Origin of the sequence: Litchfieldia stipae (assembly GCF_014837155.1) — a bacterium.
Classification (GTDB): domain Bacteria; phylum Bacillota; class Bacilli; order Bacillales; family Bacillaceae_L; genus Litchfieldia.
Genome location: NZ_JACYHA010000007.1, coordinates 49,177 through 68,909, shown reverse-complemented (window position 1 = coordinate 68,909; position 19,733 = coordinate 49,177). Strand labels below are relative to the sequence as shown.

20 protein-coding genes, 1 pseudogene and 1 riboswitch are annotated in these 19,733 nt (G+C 32.3%); of the genes and pseudogenes, 17 read left to right on the top strand and 4 right to left on the bottom strand.

Annotated features, from left to right (window positions below):
- Positions 1-108 precede the first annotated feature (108 nt).
- Both F7888_RS22565 and F7888_RS10510 read right to left on the bottom strand, forming a co-directional pair.
- Positions 109-266 (bottom strand): annotated as a pseudogene (locus F7888_RS22565) (IS3 family transposase); the annotation flags it as partial.
- Positions 197-448, bottom strand: coding sequence for a hypothetical protein (locus F7888_RS10510; RefSeq protein ID WP_191779199.1), 252 nt, complete (start codon positions 446-448; stop codon positions 197-199). The gene F7888_RS10510 and the pseudogene F7888_RS22565, both read right to left, overlap by 70 nt.
- An 858-nt stretch (positions 449-1,306) precedes the next feature.
- Here F7888_RS10510 and F7888_RS10505 point away from each other — a divergent pair.
- Together F7888_RS10505 and F7888_RS22560 are read left to right on the top strand one after the other, a co-directional pair.
- The gene (locus tag F7888_RS10505) at positions 1,307-1,486 is read left to right on the top strand and encodes a YvrJ family protein (protein WP_191779197.1); all 180 of its coding nucleotides are present in this window, start codon (positions 1,307-1,309) and stop codon (positions 1,484-1,486) included.
- A 91-nt stretch (positions 1,487-1,577) separates the two neighbouring features.
- Complete coding sequence (locus tag F7888_RS22560; protein WP_225228730.1) at positions 1,578-1,709, top strand: YjcZ family sporulation protein; 132 nt, start codon at positions 1,578-1,580, stop codon at positions 1,707-1,709.
- A gap of 245 nt (positions 1,710-1,954) precedes the next feature.
- Here F7888_RS22560 and gloA2 read toward each other — a convergent pair whose 3' ends face one another.
- Together gloA2 and F7888_RS22820 are read right to left on the bottom strand one after the other, a co-directional pair.
- On the bottom strand, positions 1,955-2,341 hold the full coding sequence (gloA2, locus tag F7888_RS10495; protein WP_191779195.1) for an SMU1112c/YaeR family gloxylase I-like metalloprotein: 387 nt from the start codon (positions 2,339-2,341) through the stop codon (positions 1,955-1,957).
- Between the two features lie 106 nt (positions 2,342-2,447).
- Positions 2,448-2,582, bottom strand: coding sequence for a hypothetical protein (locus tag F7888_RS22820; protein ID WP_263601189.1), 135 nt, complete (start codon positions 2,580-2,582; stop codon positions 2,448-2,450).
- 19 nt (positions 2,583-2,601) lie between these two features.
- A riboswitch (cyclic di-GMP riboswitch) is annotated at positions 2,602-2,688 on the bottom strand.
- A 176-nt stretch (positions 2,689-2,864) separates the two neighbouring features.
- On the opposite strand from F7888_RS22820, the gene galU (F7888_RS10490) reads away from it, so the two are divergent.
- From galU (F7888_RS10490) to F7888_RS10420, 15 genes are all read left to right on the top strand, one after another.
- Entirely contained in the window at positions 2,865-3,755 is an 891-nt protein-coding gene (gene galU / locus F7888_RS10490; RefSeq protein ID WP_191779193.1) for a UTP--glucose-1-phosphate uridylyltransferase GalU, read from the top strand.
- A 274-nt stretch (positions 3,756-4,029) separates the two neighbouring features.
- On the top strand, positions 4,030-4,782 hold the full coding sequence (locus F7888_RS10485) for a YveK family protein (protein WP_191779191.1): 753 nt from the start codon (positions 4,030-4,032) through the stop codon (positions 4,780-4,782).
- A complete protein-coding gene (locus F7888_RS10480) occupies positions 4,772-5,476 on the top strand; it encodes a CpsD/CapB family tyrosine-protein kinase (protein WP_412095993.1) in 705 nt (234 codons plus the stop codon). Before F7888_RS10485 ends, F7888_RS10480 begins: the two co-directional genes overlap by 11 nt.
- A gap of 195 nt (positions 5,477-5,671) precedes the next feature.
- Positions 5,672-6,439 carry a tyrosine-protein phosphatase gene (locus F7888_RS10475; protein ID WP_191779190.1) on the top strand — a complete coding sequence of 256 codons (768 nt, stop codon included), beginning with the start codon at positions 5,672-5,674 and terminating at the stop codon, positions 6,437-6,439.
- Positions 6,440-6,612: 173 nt separating this feature from the next.
- Positions 6,613-7,935 (top strand): UDP-glucose dehydrogenase family protein, encoded by a 1,323-nt coding sequence (locus tag F7888_RS10470; protein WP_191779187.1) that lies wholly within the window; start codon positions 6,613-6,615, stop codon positions 7,933-7,935.
- Between the two features lie 14 nt (positions 7,936-7,949).
- On the top strand, positions 7,950-8,834 hold the full coding sequence (galU, locus tag F7888_RS10465) for a UTP--glucose-1-phosphate uridylyltransferase GalU (protein WP_191779185.1): 885 nt from the start codon (positions 7,950-7,952) through the stop codon (positions 8,832-8,834).
- A gap of 46 nt (positions 8,835-8,880) precedes the next feature.
- Positions 8,881-9,522, top strand: coding sequence for a sugar transferase (locus F7888_RS10460; protein ID WP_318246266.1), 642 nt, complete (start codon positions 8,881-8,883; stop codon positions 9,520-9,522).
- 44 nt (positions 9,523-9,566) lie between these two features.
- Positions 9,567-10,826: a flippase gene (locus tag F7888_RS10455; protein ID WP_191779181.1), complete on the top strand. Its 1,260-nt coding sequence runs from the start codon at positions 9,567-9,569 to the stop codon at positions 10,824-10,826.
- A complete protein-coding gene (gene glf / locus F7888_RS10450) occupies positions 10,819-11,967 on the top strand; it encodes a UDP-galactopyranose mutase (protein ID WP_191779179.1) in 1,149 nt (382 codons plus the stop codon). Before F7888_RS10455 ends, glf begins: the two co-directional genes overlap by 8 nt.
- On the top strand, positions 11,964-12,875 hold the full coding sequence (locus F7888_RS10445; RefSeq protein ID WP_191779177.1) for a glycosyltransferase: 912 nt from the start codon (positions 11,964-11,966) through the stop codon (positions 12,873-12,875). Before glf ends, F7888_RS10445 begins: the two co-directional genes overlap by 4 nt.
- A 20-nt stretch (positions 12,876-12,895) precedes the next feature.
- The gene (locus F7888_RS10440; RefSeq protein WP_191779175.1) at positions 12,896-14,098 is read left to right on the top strand and encodes a glycosyltransferase family 4 protein; all 1,203 of its coding nucleotides are present in this window, start codon (positions 12,896-12,898) and stop codon (positions 14,096-14,098) included.
- Positions 14,099-14,157: 59 nt separating this feature from the next.
- A complete protein-coding gene (locus tag F7888_RS10435) occupies positions 14,158-15,240 on the top strand; it encodes a glycosyltransferase family 4 protein (RefSeq protein ID WP_191779173.1) in 1,083 nt (360 codons plus the stop codon).
- Between the two features lie 558 nt (positions 15,241-15,798).
- Positions 15,799-17,181 carry a sugar phosphate nucleotidyltransferase gene (locus F7888_RS10430; RefSeq protein ID WP_191779171.1) on the top strand — a complete coding sequence of 461 codons (1,383 nt, stop codon included), beginning with the start codon at positions 15,799-15,801 and terminating at the stop codon, positions 17,179-17,181.
- Positions 17,182-17,248: 67 nt separating this feature from the next.
- Positions 17,249-18,346 carry a glycosyltransferase gene (locus F7888_RS10425; protein WP_225228729.1) on the top strand — a complete coding sequence of 366 codons (1,098 nt, stop codon included), beginning with the start codon at positions 17,249-17,251 and terminating at the stop codon, positions 18,344-18,346.
- A gap of 141 nt (positions 18,347-18,487) precedes the next feature.
- Positions 18,488-19,510 carry a GDP-mannose 4,6-dehydratase gene (locus F7888_RS10420; RefSeq protein WP_191779169.1) on the top strand — a complete coding sequence of 341 codons (1,023 nt, stop codon included), beginning with the start codon at positions 18,488-18,490 and terminating at the stop codon, positions 19,508-19,510.
- Positions 19,511-19,733 lie beyond the last annotated feature (223 nt).

Here is a 19,733-nt window from a genome sequence, read left to right as displayed (position 1 = left end):
TTGTACTGAACCCTAAAAGTTAGTCCAAAATATTTAAGTAATTAGTTGACTGGTATGAAGACGGTATTTCACCGGGCTCATGCCAGTCAATTTTGCTTTTATCCGTTATTTGTTATAGTAAAGAATATTATCAGTTACTGTATGTTTAAGCTCTACAAATGACTTATAAACTCTACGTAATACATTTCCTGTTTCATTAATCCGAAGAAATTTTCCATTTGTGAATTATCCAGTCAGTTTCCTTTTCGGGACATACTTTGAAATATGCCGCTATGTTCGTGGATGACCCTGGATTCTGTTTTAGTTGTCGAATCGGAATATTTACCCCTGAAGCACGGAGCTTATTTAGATAGGCATTCTCCGCACGTAGTAACACTATTTCTTTTGAAAGTTGTTGTTTTTTCGTCAATTTCTTCTCATTTTTATTCTTCTTTGATTCGTTGGACAATGATGGACGCCCCTTTAATTTGGCATTCCTCAATCAATTAAGAATCATAGGTGGTTCAAGTAATGCCAAATTTTCTAGCAACTTCTTCAAGGGATTCTCCTGTTCTTACCTTATAATTTAAGACATCTAATTTAAATTGAACAGGATAATTCGTAATTCCTTTTTTAAGAGCCAATCCCTGTTTACCAAATTGTTAGAAGGCACTGACCCATTTTCTTATATTGGTTTTACTTCGAATACCAAATTTAATAGCGAAGGAAGCATATCGACCTTCACCCGATAAGCGTCAACTACATTTTGCTTAAACTATTAATCATATTTGACCATGAAAAACACCCGGAATTTAGAATTGGTTCGTCTAACTTTTGGGGGGCAAATCAATTTTTGTAAGTCTCTTTTATGAATGAGTGCCCCGTTACCCATCATGATTCCTATAAAAAGACTGAGGATGTGATACCAATGGCAGAGTAATTCTTAACAAGCACCCAACTCCGCTTAGTTATCGAACTAGGGGTGAACGAAAAGGGTGAGATAAAGTATAAGAATTAGAACTACAACAACATCAAGACAACATCTTCTCCAGAAGAGCTTGCGGTTGTAGCGGATGCGAATCTTGACTTTCAATCCTTAAAGAAAGCGGGATTCGTTTGTAACGATTCATACGACTTGATTTAATCAAGGCTAAATCAAATCTTTAAGAAAGGAGGGATCCAACAGCAATGGACACAATCATCGCAGTAAACGTGTTTTATTCAGTTGGTGGAGAATTCAGTAACTAGCACGGCTTCCCCTTAGAAATACTTGAAGAGGATCTAAGTAAGCGGACTTTTTAAATCAATCAGAAAGGAGGGGACTTAGGTGGAAGAATGGATCCCATTTATTCAGGATATTGGTTTTCCAATCGTAATCACGTTCTACCTTCTACATCGAATCGAGACGAAGCTAGACACGCTAATTGATTCAATCCAAACACTCACTGAACACTTGGCGCCAGACCAATCGCATACGGTCAAGAAGACGGCAAAAGTCAACGGTTAATAGGCAACAATCAAAAATGGGCTTCCCACTCTAGGTCATACGTCTAATCGAATCCTTCACCCGTGACATATGTATATGGTGTAGTGACTAAATGGAGGTGAAAGAGAATATGCATTGTGGATATGGTTATGCAGCTCCTGTAGCAACTCCAGGAATGAACCCATTCGTGTTAATCGTTGTATTGTTCATCTTATTAATCATCGTTGGTGCTTCTTGGTTATAAGATAAAAAATAAATAAGACATCCTATCGTAGCTAACAGCGATAGGATGTCTTATTTTTATATGGACATTTTCGTACATATTGTTGATTATAAAGCCGCAGCCTGAATACACTCCGCGTCCTGTGGGGTGACTGGTGAGCCTCCTGCGGGGTCTCACTTTGGCCACGTATCCCACGGGAGTCTACGTGTATTCAGTCTGCTATACTTATGTCTTTAACACCAAACTTTGAGAAAAAATAGCCTATATTATTTCTCATAAAACTCAATCGGCAGCCCATCCGGATCTGCAAAAAACGTATACCGCTTATCAGTAATCTCATCCACCCGAATCGGTTCAACCTCAATACCCTTACCTCTCAACTCCTCAACAGCAGCATCAATATCATCCACTTCAAACGCCAAATGACGCAACCCAAGTGCTTCTGGATAAGAAGGACGAGCGGGACTGTTTGGGAAAGAAAACAATTCAATTTGATACTCGTCACCAACTGCCAAATCAAGCTTATAAGAATCTCGTTGCTCTCTGTATGTTTCCTTAATAATAACTAAACCTAATGTATGTACGTAAAATGCTTTTGAAACTTCATAGTTTGAACAGATAATAGCGACATGGTGGATTTTATTTAGGAACATGAAATCCCTCCTATATATAGTAGCTTTTATTTAATTGTATCAAAGAATTAGTTCATAAAAACGAAAAAAGATTCCTTTCGCTATCCAGGAATCTTTCGTCATGTCATTATAGACTATTCATTAAAACTGTTACTATTAACCCAACTGTAATTGGGATGATGGGAAGGGTAATATAAAACATGACTTTCTTCCTTTGTTTACGCAACATCATTTCTTCTGGTGTTAGCCATCCTTGGCTCATTCAAACTTCCTCCTCATTGGTCGATAACTGGCTGGCATGGTCAATGAATGACGGTAGCCCCTAAGTTTTGCGTCACCATCTTTAGATGATTTTGCCTTTTCGTGTGAGTAACGCTCTTTTAATTATCGACAAAACTAGAGTAAATGTAATGGGTCTTTGTCACTATTTTGTTGGAAATTGTCACATTTAATAAGAAATTGAGTTTTTACATAAAATTAATATTGAATTAACATGAAGAATTCGAAGCTTTACATTATAATGGGAAAAAAGGGGGAGTAGAGGATGAAGAAAGTTCGTAAAGCGATAATTCCGGCAGCAGGTCTTGGAACAAGGTTCCTCCCAGCTACGAAGGCAATGCCGAAGGAAATGCTACCGATTGTAGATAAGCCAACGATCCAATACATAGTAGAAGAAGCAATTGCTTCTGGAATTGAAGATATCATTATCGTAACAGGAAAAGGGAAGCGTGCGATCGAAGATCATTTCGACCATTCATTTGAATTAGAAGAGAACCTGATGATGAAAGGCAAAGTTGATTTGCTTGAAAAAGTTCGTAGCTCTTCTAATGTAGATATTCATTATATTCGACAAAAAGAGCCAAAGGGACTTGGACATGCTGTCTGGTGTGCACGTAACTTCATTGGTGACGAACCATTTGCGGTACTACTTGGAGATGATATTGTTCAAAATGATGTTCCTTGCTTAAAGCAGTTAATGGATGAGTACGAAGAAACACATTCGTCAGTAATTGGGGTAAAGACAGTTCCTGATGAAGAAACACATCGTTATGGAATTGTTGAACCAGCTAGCTCTAATGGAAGACGTTATCAAGTCAATAAATTAGTGGAAAAACCAGCACCGGGTACTGCTCCATCGAACTTGGCGATTATGGGACGTTATGTATTAAGACCGGAAATCTTCATGTTCCTTGAGCAGCAGCATGTAGGTGCAGGTGGAGAAATCCAGTTAACGGATGCTCTTCAGAAATTAAATGAAATTCAACGTGTATTCGCATACGACTTTGAAGGAAAGCGCTATGATGTTGGAGAGAAATTAGGATTTATTACGACAACCATCGAAATGGCTTTAAATCATGCGGATCTTAAAAATGATTTGTTAGATTTTATGACGAAGCTGGTTGAAGACCAAAAACGAGTAGACGATTTGAAATAAGATAAATGAAGAAGGTATATCCAAAATTCGGGTATACCTTCATTTATCTACATATTTCTTATAGATAGAAGTGGTCAAACCTAGTTTCTTCTATTATATATAACGCTTACATTTGGTGTCGACTTACACAAAATGTAAAAAGGAACAAAAAGGAATAAGGAAATTTGCCGTTTTATGTAGATATATAGTGCTACATTGTTTATAATGAGCAATGTAATTAATTAGGAAATTCGTTTGCAAGAATACTAACTATAGATATGTATGGAGGGTCAACATGGAAGAAACAATAAGCTTAAAGGAATTATTTCAGACGTTACGAAAGCGTCTATGGATGATTATCATTCTAACTGCTGTCACAACAGCTGTAAGTGGAATCGCTAGTTATCTATTAATCACACCGATTTATCAATCTTCTACACAAATTCTAGTAAACCAAAAGTCATCTGATCAAGCCTTCTTTAATCAAAATGATATAAGAACGAATCTAGATCTTATCAATACGTACAACGTAATTATTAAAAGTCCAGCCATTTTAGAGCTTGTAAAAGAGGAGTTAAATCTTGAAAGATCATATTCTGATCTGAACAATCAAATTACTGTCGGGGCGGAAGGAAACTCACAGGTTGTTAAAATCACCGTTGAAGATGAGGACCCGGCGATGGCAGCAGAAATTGCCAATACGACAGCTTCAGTCTTCCAACGTGAAATTCTCGATATTATGAATGTCGATGTTGTCAGTGTAACGATTTTAGCGCCAGCAGTAAATGGTGAAAATCCTTCACCAGTGAAACCACAACCAGTTCTTAACATGGCCATTGCGTTAGTAGTTGGCTTAATGATTGGTGTAGGGTTAGCGTTTCTACTTGAATACCTAGATAACACAATCAAGACAGAACAAGATATTGAGAAATTATTAGGTCTTCCTGTATTAGGCTCTATTGCAAGTATTGATTTAGCGGCTGAAGGGGTAGATTCTGGTAATCATACTAAATCTCGAACAGTAAGAGGTGAAGCAGTTGGCTCGTAAAAACAATCTTCGTAGAATGCAGGTTGCTGCACAAAATCGTAGTTTAATTTCAATGAAAAATCCGAAATCACCAATCTCTGAACAGTACCGTACGATTCGTACAAACATTGAATTCTCCGCTGTAGATGGTGAAATGAATAAAATCTTAGTCACTTCTTCTGGTCCTGGAGAAGGAAAATCTACAACGACAAATAATTTAGCGATTGTATTTGCACAACAGGGTAAGAAGGTATTATTAATTGATGCCGATTTAAGAAAACCAACAACACATTATTCATTCCGATTGGAAAATCATACAGGATTATCCAATGTCCTAACGAATAAATCAACTCTCGGTCAAGCTGTCCGTGAAACAGAGCAAGAAAATCTATATGTCTTAACGAGTGGACCAATACCTCCAAATCCGGCAGAATTATTAGGTTCGAAAATGATGACACATTTGCTTGAAGAAATCGGTCAATTATTTGATATGGTTATTATTGATACTCCGCCTGTACTGGCTGTTACAGATGCACTTGTATTAGGCAATAAGTGTGACGGGGTGGTCCTTGTGACAAGTAGTGGTAAGACGATTAATGAAGCAGCAGTAAAATCAAAAGAACTATTAGACAATGCTCAAGCGAAAATAGTGGGTGTTGTATTGAATAATAAGAAAATAGAGAACACTCAATATTATTATTATGGAGCAAACTAATTCACTATAAATTTCCAAATTATAGGTCGAATGGTATAAAAAAGTCATGATTCGACAAATTACACCCGTTTCATGACTTTTTATCCTATGATACTATTAATTTTGTATTCTTAATTGACAACAACAGACAAAATTTGTGAAAAAACGGACAGAAAATTATTTTGAGAAAATAATTATTTGGAAAGGGGGATCAAGATGATTGACATCCATTGTCATATTCTTCCGGGTGTAGACGACGGTGCGAAGGATTTAAATGAAAGCTTAGCCATGGCGAAGATGGCTGTTGAAGAAGGAATCACATCAATAATTGCAACACCTCACCATAATAGTGGCAAGTATGAAACAAATAAAGAACAAATCCTACAGGATGTTGCCGACTTAAACCGAGCGCTCGATCAACATCACATCCCACTAACCATCCTACCAGGCCAAGAGCCACGAATCTACGGAGAAATGTTAGAGGGATATCACACAGGACAGCTCCTTTCATTGAACAACACGGGAAAATACATCTTTGTCGAACTACCATCAAATCACGTGCCAAGATACACTGAGAAGCTATTGTTTGATATCCAGCTACAAGGACTCACACCCATTATCGTTCATCCAGAACGTAATTCAGAAATTATGGAGAACCCAGCTCTTCTATATAATCTAGTGAAAAAAGGTGCATGTACACAGGTGACTGCGGCGAGTTTAACTGGACACTTTGGGAAGAAGATTAAGAAGTTTTCGTATCAACTAATTGAATCTAATTTAACTCACTTTGTTGCTTCAGATGCTCATAATGTAACAAGTAGATGTTTTAAAATGAGCGAAGCATTGGAATTAATCGAAAAAGAGTTTGGGGTCGACTATGTCTATCTGTTTAATGAAAATGCAGAATACATGATAGATGGAAAAATGATTATGTTAGAATCTCCAAGTAAAATTAGGAGAAAGAAAATACTAGGGATATTTTAAATCTAGTGAAATGTCATGAAACTTTCATTATTTTGTCATTGGAGAAAGATACACTTAGACAAAGAATTCTCGAAAGTTGTCGAATAACCAAGAAAATAACTGTGAATATAAAAGATACTAGGTATCTGTAAATTTAATAGATAAATAATTTAGCTAAATTCGGAGGTAGTAAGATGAAGATCGCTGTAATTGGTACAGGATATGTTGGACTTGTAACTGGTGTTTGTTTATCTGATATAGGACATAACGTTACATGTATTGATATTGATGCAGAGAAAGTAAGTAAAATGCGCGAAGGTTTTTCACCTATTTATGAACCAGGATTAGAAGAATTAATGGTGAAGAACATTGAAAATGGTCGTTTACACTTCACAACTGAACATGCAGTTGGTTTCAAGGATGCAGATGCTATTTATATTGCAGTAGGAACTCCACAAAAAGAAGATGGGTCAGCGAATTTATCTTATATTGAGCAAGCTGCGAAAGATATTTCATTACATTTAACCAAGAATACTGTCGTTGTCACGAAAAGTACGGTTCCGTTAGGTACCAATGACCATATTAAAGAAGTGATAGTTAATCATTTAGTGAATGATGTACAAGTAGAAGTGGTATCGAATCCTGAATTCTTAAGAGAAGGATCCGCTGTGAAGGATACTTTCTATGGAGATCGTATTGTCATTGGAGCAAATAATGAACAAGCTGCTAATTTAATTGAAGAAATCAATAAACCTTTCGGAACACCAGTATATAAAACAGATATTCGTAGTGCTGAAATGATTAAGTATGCATCTAATGCTTTTCTAGCAACGAAGATTAGTTTTATTAATGAAATTGCAAATATCTGTGAAAAAGTTGGAGCAAATATTGAAGATGTTGCAGTCGGAATGGGACAAGATAGTCGAATTGGTAGTCAGTTCTTAAAGGCAGGTATTGGCTATGGCGGTTCTTGTTTTCCAAAAGATACGAATGCATTAGTTCAAATTGCTGGTAATCTTGAGCATGACTTTGAACTTCTGAAATCTGTTATTCGAGTGAATAACAAACAACAAAACTTACTAATTACGAAACTAGTAGAACGATTTGGTTCACTTGAGGGAATGAATGTTGCAGTACTTGGATTAGCATTTAAGCCAAATACTGATGATATGAGAGAAGCAGCATCAATTATTGTAATTAGGAAGCTTATTGAACTGGGTGCAAATGTTGTAGCTTATGATCCCATTGCGATAGAAAATGCAAAACAGTATCTTCCTGTAAATGTTACTTACGTTACGGAAGTAGATAGTGCTTTGATGGGTGCTAATGTGGCATTAATACTAACGGAATGGGAAGATGTTAAGAATATTGAATTAAACAAGGTTTCAAACTTAATGAATGAAGCAATTGTATTTGATGGGAGAAATTGTTTTGAACTAGAAGCGGTTAAATCTAGTGGAATAGAATACTATTCAATCGGTCGTCCGAATGTAAAAAAAGAATTAGTTTCAAAATAAGGGGGCACTTTTTTATGAAAAAAGTAAGGAAAGCAATTATTCCGGCAGCCGGTTTAGGCACAAGATTTTTACCAGCTACCAAAGCTATGCCAAAGGAAATGTTACCAATCGTTGATAAACCAACTATTCAATATATTGTAGAAGAAGCAATTGAATCTGGTATAGAAGACATTATTATTGTAACTGGTAAAGGTAAAAGGGCTATTGAGGATCATTTTGATAATTCCTTTGAATTAGAACAGAATTTATTTGAAAAAGAAAAGTTTGATTTATTAGAAAAGGTTCGTAAATCTTCAAATGTAGACATTCATTATATTCGTCAAAAAGAGCCAAAAGGACTAGGGCATGCAGTGTGGTGTGCTAGAAACTTTATAGGCAATGAACCATTTGCGGTCTTACTCGGAGATGATATTGTTCAAGCAGAAACACCATGCTTAAAGCAACTAATCAATGAATATGAAAATACATTATCATCTGTAATTGGTGTCCAGAACGTTTCTGAAGACCAAACCCATCGTTATGGGATTATTGATCCGTCTTCAAATCAAGGTAGACGATATCAGGTGAATAAATTTGTAGAAAAACCGAAGTTAGGGACAGCTCCTTCTAATTTGGCAATTATGGGTCGTTATGTATTAACTCCTGAGATTTTTATGTTTCTTGAACAACAACAAACTGGCGCTGGTGGAGAAATTCAATTGACAGATGCAATACAAAGTCTCAATGAAATTCAACGTGTTTTTGCATTTGATTTTGAAGGAAGTAGGTTTGATGTAGGGGAAAAGTTAGGATTTATCCAAACTACAATAGAATTCGCTTTACAACATGAAGAATTAAGAAAAGAACTCCTATCATTTATGGAAACAGTACTTATGAAGCAGCATGTAATAAACAAATAGAAAGGGGAGCAAAAAGTTGTCGGGTCTTGCTAATGATAGAGAAGAAATTGAATTATTAGATTTGCGCACTTTAGAGGAGAAGAGAATATACTTATTTTTGAAGAGAGTAATTGACCTTGTAGGTTCGATAGTTGGAATTCTTATAGTTAGTCCAATCTTAATTTTTGTTAGTTTATTAATTAAAATTGAAGATCCAAGTGGTCCAATTCTCTTTTCACAAACGAGAGTGGGTAAAAATGGGAAAGAATTCACGATGTACAAATTTCGTTCAATGGTAACTGATGCGGAGAAGAGAATAGAAGATCTTCTAAAATATAATGAAGTTAGTGGCGCCATGTTTAAAATGAAAGAAGATCCTAGAGTAACAAAAATAGGCAAATTTATTAGAAAGACTAGTATTGATGAATTGCCTCAATTGTGGAATGTATTAATAGGAGATATGAGCTTAGTAGGTCCAAGACCGCCGTTACCAAGAGAAGTACTTGAATATACAAAGTATGATTCACAACGCCTAATTGTTACTCCTGGATGCACTGGTTTCTGGCAGGTAAATGGTAGAAATTCTGTTGGCTTTAATGAAATGGTTGAATTGGATCTAGAGTACATTAGAAATAGATCAGTGTTTGTTGACATAAAGATATTATTCAAAACTGTTAAAGTCTTGTTTGGCTCAAAAGATGCATTTTAAATATAGGATAAATAATTTATATAAGAATAGTAGGTAAAATAATAATGACTCAAAAGAAAAGGTTAGTGAGTAACTTTATATCATTAGCTATATTACAGGGGACGAATTATATCCTTCCGTTAATTACCCTACCCTATTTAGTCAGGATTTTAGGGCCGGGAAATTATGGCCTAATAGCTTTTGCGCAAGCATTTATTCATTACTTTTTATTATTGACTGACTATGGTTTTAACTTAACAGCAACAAAACAGATTTCAATTAATAGGGATAATCAGAAAAAGGTATCTGAGATCCTGTCAAATGTTTTATTTATAAAGTTATTACTAATGATTTCTAGCTTCACCTTGTTATGTATACTTGTTTTTTCGATTGATAAGTTTAAAGAATATTGGCCAATTTACCTTCTTTCCTTTGGAATGGTACTCGGTAATGTATTATTCCCAATTTGGTTTTTTCAGGGTATGGAGAAAATGAAGTATATAAGTATATTAAATATAATTGCAAAACTAATTTCTACTGTTTCAATCTTTATTTTTGTAAATAGTAAATCTGATATTTATTTCGTACCATTATTAAATTCAATAGGGTTTGTCATAGTCGGTTTAGTATCTTTATTTTTAATATACAAACATTTTGATATAAGGTTTGAGAAACCTAAAGTAGAATTATTGAAGATTCAACTAATAGAAGGTTGGTATGTGTTTATTTCAACAATCTCGGTAAGTATATATACAGTAAGTAGTACTTTTATTCTTGGGATTTTTACGAATAATACAGTAGTAGGATATTATGCTTCTGGGGAAAAAATAGTAAAAGCTGTGCAGGGTCTGATTCAACCAGTTTCACAGACAGTCTATCCATATATAAATAAATTGGTATCTGAATCAAGAGTTAAGACCCTTATTTTTATTCGAAAGCTATTTGTGTTAGTGGGATCATTTACCTTTGTAATGTCGCTTTTCCTTTTTATTTTTGCTGAGAAATTAGTAAATTTGGTACTAGGAAATGACTTTGAGCCTTCAGTTATAGTGGTTAAGATATTAGCATTCTTACCTTTTATAGTTGGCTTAAGTAACGTTCTTGGAATACAGACAATGCTAACGTTTAATTATAAAAAAGCTTTTTCTAGAATAATAATTATATCTGGTGTAATTAATATTATTATTGCGATAACAATTGTTCCAATGTATGAACATATAGGAACTGCAATTTCTGTTACTATAGTAGAGTCAATTATAACAATTATGATGTTTATCTATTTACAAAATAAAGGAATAAAAATATTGGAGGTAAAAAATGTTTGATTATGTAATAGTTGGAGCTGGATTTGTAGGAAGTGTATTAGCTGAGAGAATAGCTTCTCAATTAAATAAAAAAGTTTTAATTATAGAAAAAAGAAATCATATTGGTGGAAATGCTTTCGATAGTTATAATGAACATGGGGTTTTGATTCATAACTATGGACCACATATATTTCATACAAGGTCCAAGGATGTCTGGAATTATTTGTCACAATTTACTGATTGGAGATTATACCAACATCATGTTTTGGGTCAAATTGATGGAAAGGAAGTTCCAATCCCTTTTAATATAAATACTTTATATGACGTATTTCCAAAATCAATGGCTCAAAGATTAGAAGAGAAACTAATTAATAACTTTGGTTATAATGTTAAAGTCCCAATTCTAAAACTTAAAGAAGTGCAAGACGAGGACTTGAAATATTTAGCTCAGTATATTTACGAAAAAGTATTCTTGAATTATACAGTAAAACAATGGGGGGTAAAACCAGAAGATTTAGATCCAACAGTTACAGGTCGTGTTCCAGTTTACATTAGTAAAGATAATCGTTATTTCCAAGATCAGTTCCAAGGTATGCCAAAGGAAGGTTATACTAAATTATTTGAAAAAATGTTAAGTAACCCGAATATTAAAGTTATGTTAAATACTGATTATAAGGAAATAATCAATATCAACTTTGATACTAATTCAATGAAAGTATTAAATTCTGACTTTGAAGGTAAATTAATATATACTGGCCCAATTGATTATTTCTTTGACTACAAACATGGAGAATTGCCATACAGATCATTAAAATTTTTATTTGATACGTTCAACCAACCAGAATTTCAAAAAGTTGGAACTGTAAACTACCCAAATAATTATAATTTTACACGTATAACAGAATTTAAACATTTAACGGGTCAGGTATTACCAAATACAACAATTGTTAAGGAACTTTCACAGGAATATATTCCAGGTCAAAATGATCCTTATTACCCTATAAAGAACGAGGAAAATTCACAAAAGTATAAGCTATATAAATCAGAAGCTTCTAAATTAGATAATGTTATATTTGCTGGAAGACTAGCTGAGTATCAGTATTATGATATGGATGCAGTAGTCGCGAAAGCTCTTAAAGTTTTTAAGGAGAAACTACAATGATAAATCAGTCTGTTCAAGCAATAGTGGTTACATTTAATAGAAAGAATGATTTATTAATTTGTATTGATGCATTAATTAAACAATCAAAAGAGTTAGATCAAATAATCATTATTGATAATGCTAGTAGCGATGGAACACAAGAATTATTAATGGAAAATGACTACTTAAATAATAAAAAGATAAACTATATTAGATTAGAACGTAATGCTGGTGGTGCGGGAGGATTTTATGAAGGTATTTCCGAAGCGTTAAAAGGTGATTTTGAATATGTTTGGCTAATGGATGATGACGGTATACCAGCAACCGATTCACTAGAAAAGTTAGTTCAAGTTTCTAACGAAAAAAGCTTGGATATTGCTGGCCCTGTAGTTATTGATATAACTAATAATGAAAATTTGTCCTTTGGTTTAGGTGAAAAATTTACTAATATTAAGGAATTAAATTCTTTTAAGGATGATAAAATAATACCAAATTTATTAAATCCTTTTAATGGTACTTTAATTTCAAAAAAAGTAATTGATAGCATAGGAAATATAAAAAAGGAGATGTTCATCTGGGGTGATGAAGTAGAATATATAGAAAGGGCCAAGTACAATGGCTTTAAAGTTGGTACTGTAATAGATGCAAAACATTTCCATCCCAAAAATAAAGGTACCTTTAAAAATCTATTTAATGGATTAATAGGAAAAGTAATGGTTAAACCAGAGGAAAAAGAAATGATTTTTTATAGGAATTTAGGATATATTAATTCAATATATGGTAAAAGGAATGTGCATTTCAAAACATTATTAAAATATAGTGTATATATTTTATTTTATAGGAAATTCAATTTAAAGTTATTAAAAGAATTTTATTCCTATTATAACGATGGTTATAAGAATTTGTATAAATTGCCTTCAAAATTTTAGTCTTACAAAGAGGTCTTAGTATGAAAATATTAATATTTAATACATTGTATTTTCCAAATATTGTAGGGGGAGCTGAGAAGTCTGTTCAGCTCTTGGCTGAAAGGTTACTTCAAAGAGGACATACTCCTGTAATTGTAAGTAGCTCAAAGGAAGATAAAATTAATGTTATAAATGGTGTTAAGGTATATTATCTAAAATATAGAAATTTATATTGGGCTAGTGAGTCAAATGATAAAAGCAAGATGAAAAAAGTAATATGGCATGGTTTAGATAACTATAATCCATTTTTAGAAACCAAAATAAGTGAAATCATATCTATTGAAAAACCAGATGTAGTTCATACGAATAATTTAGTAGGACTTTCTACTTTGCCATGGATAAGTGCAAAGAAACATAATATACCAATTGTTCACACATTGAGGGATTTTAGTTTAATGTGTTCAAAAGGGACAATGTTCAGAGATTCTAAGAACTGTAAAGATCGTTGTGTGGAATGTTCAATTCTAACAGAATTTAAAAAGTATATGACAAATAAGAATTATGTAAATTATGTAATTGGAAACTCTAAATTCATGGTAAATAGACATAAAGAACTGGGGTTCTTTAGAGATGTACCATCAAAGAGAATCTATAATGGTGCAGTTATTAGAAATGAATCTTCGAATAAAAAAATAAAATCCGAAAATCATAATAATAAACCAATTAAATTTTTTTACATGGGAAGAATTGAAGAGACAAAGGGGGTTAACCTTTTGTTGAATACATTTAAAAATATTTCGCAAGCAGAATTACTATTAGCGGGTAAAGTTACTGATAATAAAATTCAATCTGATATTGATAACAAGTCATATCCTGATAATATAAAGTTTTTGGGTTATATTGATCCAGAGGATATATTGCCCGATATAGATGTACTTATTGCTCCTTCTCTCTGGAACGAGCCTTTACCAAGAGTAATACTTGAGGCATATTCACATGAAGTACCTGTAATTGGGTCCACAAGGGGTGGAATTCCAGAATGCATTATTCATAATGAAACAGGCTTTTTATTTAATCCGGATATAAAAGAAGAATTTGAAAGAATTGTTACTAATATAGTGGAGAAACCTGAATTACTGTCAACTTTTAAGCCGAATATTAAGAGTTATATAAAACAATTTGATATTGAGAAGAGTGTAGATGATTATATAACAACTTACAATAGTGTGTGTCAAAATAAATAAAATTGTTATAAAAACCTCTAATATGAATGAATCAATTTGTAATACTGGAAGTGAATTTAATGAAAAAAGTATATATAAATGGTCGTTTTTTAACACAGTCAGTTACTGGGGTACAAAGATATGGAAGAGAGTTATTAAAGGCTATTGACAAAATAATTACTATAAATAATCCAATTAGTAAAAATTACGAGTTTATAATTTTGATGCCTAAGCTTGATTTAGATATAAAGTTTGATAATTTAAGAGTAAGAAAAGTCGGGGCTTTAAAGGGACATTTATGGGAACAAATGGAATTACCTTATTATTCAAGAGACGGATTGCTACTTAGTCTATGTAATACTGCTCCATTGATTAAAAAAAATCAGATTGTAACAATACATGATGCAGCTGTTTATAGATTTCCCAAATCGTTTTCATTAATGTTTGAGAAATGGTATAAAATTTTATTTAGAGGATTAGGAGTACAGGCTAAAAGTATTATAACTGTTTCAAATTTCTCGAAAAGCGAACTGATAAAATATAGCAAAATAAAAGAAGAAAAAATCTCAGTAGTTAAAGAAGGTAAAGAACATATTCTGGCTTTAAAACCAGATAATAAAATTTTGGATAAATATGATTTAAGAGACAAAAAATTTATTTTTGCAGTTAGTAGTATGAACCCTAATAAGAATTTCAAAGCAATAATTGATGCGATTAATTTAGTAGATAATATAAGTGTTGTAATTGCTGGAGGAACAAACCCTAAAGTATTTAAAGATAACCAGTCAAATTCAATTGAGAATAAAAATATTAAATATGTTGGATATGTAACTGACAATGAGTTAAAGTCATTATATGAAAATGCATTGGTTTTTATTTATCCTTCATTATATGAGGGGTTCGGGTTACCACCATTAGAAGCAATGGCGTGTGGTTGTCCTGTAATTGTTTCCAATACTTCTTCATTACCAGAAGTCTGTGGAGAAGCGTCTATTTATTGTGATCCATATGATTATACTGATATTGCTAATAAAATTAGCTTACTAGTAAACGATAGTAATTTAGCAATTAAGTTAGAAAAACTAGGATTTGAACAAAGTGGAAAATTTTCTTGGAATAGGTGCGCATTGGATGTAATTAAGGTATTAGACTCGAATATTTGATTAGAGCCAGTATATGAAAATTATAACCTTAATTTTATATGTATTAAATGGTTTGAAAATAAGTGTCATGATAGTAATGGTGATGATTGTGTATGAACAATTAAAAACCAACTAAAAATATACGGAGTTCCTAATTATTTGAAACAAGGAAGTTTGCTTAATCCTTTATTTTAAAACTTACTTCCTACAATTTACATTGTATTCTCTACCTTAACAATTTAGTATTAAAATAGCTTTAAAGATATGTAGGCTATCAATAGTAAATGTGCATTAGAAATGAAAAAGAGAAAAACACCTTACCTTCAAAAAAATGTCTTTTTATAAATCTACAACTGTTAATAATATTTTCCCTTTATTCCAAACTAATATCACATATTCAAAGATATGAGAACAATAATCTTAGATATATTCTTTAAAAAGGTTTATTTGTTAAACAACTGAATATTTATAAGAGTTTAGTATACGGTTTATTTTTTGATTTGATAATTATATATATCCTGTTTGTTCTAATTACCTTGTTTATAAGAGTATGAATTTAATTAAAGAAGGGTGATATAAATGAAACTAGTTTTACTATCAGGTGGTTCAGGAAAAAGATTATGGCCACTTTCTAATGATGCTAGATCAAAACAATTTTTAAAAGTTTTAAAAAACGAAGATGGAAAATTGAATTCTATGGTACAACGAGTCTGGTCTCAACTTGTAAATGTTAATTTATCCGAATCTGCTGTTATAGCTACTAGTAATACACAGGTTGAAATGATTCAGAGTCAGTTGGATTCAGAAAAAGTTTCAGTTGTTGTAGAACCAGAGCGACGTGATACTTTTGCAGCTATTGCTTTAGCGGCAACATATTTATATAGCATAAAAGGTGTTAGTTTAAAAGAAGTTATTGGAGTACTACCTGTTGATCCATACGTAGATAATCAATTCTTTAGTAAAGTTAAAGATTTGGAATTAACAATTAATAATAGTGATGCTGAAATTGCCTTAATTGGCGTAGAACCAACATATCCATCTTCAAAATATGGTTATATAGTTCCGGAGAATAAAGATTACAACAAGGATTATTTGAATGTTAGTCATTTTACTGAGAAACCTTCTGAAACTAAAGCGATAGAATTATTAAATCAGGGGGCACTTTGGAACTGTGGAGTATTTGCTTTTAAACTGGAATACATTATCACTTTGTTACAAAAAAAGGGACTTCCAATTCAGTACGAATCTCTACTAAAGCAGTATGATAGATTACCCAAAATTAGCTTTGACTACGAAGTTGTAGAAAAAGCTGAGAAAATTGTAGCTTTACCATACGAGGGTTATTGGAAAGATTTGGGTACTTGGAATACGTTAACTGAAGAAATGGGAACTAATTTAATAGGCAAAGGTATTATTAAAGACTCAACAAATACTCATTTAATTAATGAATTAGACATTCCTGTTACTGTACTAGGTATACCCAATGCAGTGGTAGCGGTTAGTCCTGACGGTATATTAGTATCAGATAAAGAAAAAAGTCCGAATATCAAAGAGTTAGTAAACCGTTTTGAACAACGTCCTATGTACGAAGAAAGACGTTGGGGATGGTACAAAGTACTTGACCATACAAAATTTGAAGATGGACAAGAAGTATTAACGAAACGAATTGGTATTAATAAAGGTGCGAATTTAAGTTATCAATATCATAATCATAGAAATGAAACTTGGACAATAATTAAAGGTGAAGGTGTATTTGTTCTTAATGGTGAAATGAAATCTATAAAAATAGGTGATGTTTTAAAAATACCTGTAGGTGCGAAACATTCAATTAAAGCTGAATCAGATTTGGAATTTATTGAAGTACAGACAGGAAATGATTTGGTGGAAGAAGATATAAAACGTATTTTTATAACTTGGGAAGAAATTGAAAGTCATTGTTTAACTTTAGAAGAGACTGTATAAGATAGATTATTTCTAGTTTATTGATTTGTAAGAAGTTAGCTTATTTTAGTTTTTAAGGGAGATAAAAATGGATAAAAACATAAGAGTTGCCATCGTTCATGATTATCTTAATCAAGCTGGTGGTGCTGAGAGAGTAGTAGGTGTTTTACACCAAATTTTTCCTGATGCACCAATATACACAACAATACTTGATAAAGAGAAATTGATTTCAGAATTAAAAGAAGCAGATATTCGTACCACGTGGATGCAAAAAATCCCTGGTATTAACAAGCATTTTAAAACTTACTTTTGGCTTTATCCACTTGCTATGAAATCCATTACATTATCAGAATATGATTTGATTATTAGTTCTAGTAGTGCCTATGCAAAAGGAGTGAGAAAATCAAAGGATTCAATTCATATTTGTTATTGCCATACTCCAATGCGATTTGCATGGGATTTTGATACTTATATGAATGGGGTAAATATTCCTAAGTTTTTAAAATTCATTGCGAAAATGATGGTTGCACCGTTAAGATTATGGGATAAAACTACATCGAAAGGTGTAGATTATTATATTGCTAATTCAAGTATAGTACAGAAACGAATTAAGCAAAACTATGATTTACCCTCAAAAATTATTTTTCCTCCCGTAAACTTGACACGCTTTAAAGACATTAGTTTAGAAAATGATGAATATTATTTGGTTGTTTCTAGATTAGTCTCTTATAAAAAGATTGATTTGGCAATAGAGGCATGTACAAAACTTGGCAAGAGATTAGTTATAATAGGTGATGGACCAGATAGAACTAGACTTGAATCAATTGCAGGACCATCTGTTGAATTTTTAGGGCGAATCTCAGATAAAGATGTTGAATCATATATGAAAAAATGTAAAGCATTTATTTTTCCTGGTATCGAGGATTTTGGAATTACTCCATTAGAAGTAAACGCTTGTGGTAGACCTGTTATTGCATTTAGAGCTGGTGGTGCACTAGACTCAATTAAATCAGGAGTTAATGGAATGTACTTTGAGGAACAGAATGTAAATGCACTTATGGAAGTATTGAATTCTTTTGATTCAAAAACTTGGAATCCTAGGGAAATTAGGAAACATGCTGAAAATTTTAGTGAAGAACGTTTTATCAAAGAGTTAAAAGAATATATAAATTTAGTATTAAAATAAAACATGTGAACTATTAGTTAGTTTTTGATTTTAGAAAAATAAATTTTATTAGCTATATGAATTATATGAACAATAAATCTATAGAGTAATGACATTTATTAAACTAGTAATTTCAATTAGACTAGAAAGGAATAGTGAGATATGACGTTAGATAAAAATAAAATATATTTTATCACTGGTGTGGCCGGATTTATAGGGTATTATCTATCAAAAAAATTGTTAGAACAGGACTGTCGTGTTGTTGGTATTGATAACATTAATGATTATTATGATGTAGATCTTAAGTTTGCTCGTCTAGAGAATCTTACTCCTTATGAAAATTTCACTTTTATTAAAGGTGATATTTCAAATAAGGAGACAGTTTTACAAATTTTTGATGAATTCAAACCTAATTTTGTTATTAATCTTGCAGCACAAGCTGGTGTGCGTTATTCAATAGAAAACCCAGATGTTTATATACAAAGCAATGTTGTTGGTTTTTATAATATTCTCGAAGCTTGTAGACATAATCCGGTAGAACATCTTGTCTACGCTTCATCTAGTTCAGTATATGGAGCAAATAAGAAAGTCCCATTTGAGGAATCTGACAATGTAGACAATCCTGTCTCTCTTTATGCCTCAACAAAGAAATCTAATGAATTAATGGCATATACTTATAGCCATTTGTATAAAATACCAATTACAGGTTTACGCTTTTTCACAGTTTATGGACCTATGGGTCGACCAGATATGGCATACTTTAATTTTACAGAGAAATACTTTAATGGCGAGTCAATTAGTATTTTTAATAATGGTGATTTTAAGAATGATTTGTATAGGGATTTCACATATATTGATGACATAATAGAAGGGATTGAACGTATTCTTCATAACCCGTCTTTTGATACTAATAATGTTTCCCATAAAGTTTTTAATATAGGTAATAACAATCCAGAAAAATTGATGTTCTTTATTGAAACTCTAGAAAAATGTCTTAGTAATGCTACAGGTAGGAAAGTTATATTTGAAAAGATATATGAACCAATTAAACCAGGTGATGTTCCTGCTACGTATGCTTCGACAGAAATGTTAGAAAGTGCTGTAGGGTTTAAGCCAAAAACAACAATAGAACAAGGACTTCAAAAGTTTGCTGATTGGTATATTGAGTATTATTTTAAAAAATAGGATTTAAACTGGGGTGGATTTGATAATCTATCCCTTTATTTATCATGATTATTTTACTAGAAAATTCCGATTTTGATTGGTATAAATTTAATTATTGTATACACAAAAATATTTGTATTTTGATGATTGTCGACTATTATATACGATAAAATACGTATTTTCTATGTTCCTAGTAGAATTCATTTTTGGTTTATTTTATTTATGTTTTTTAGCTGGAGGAACA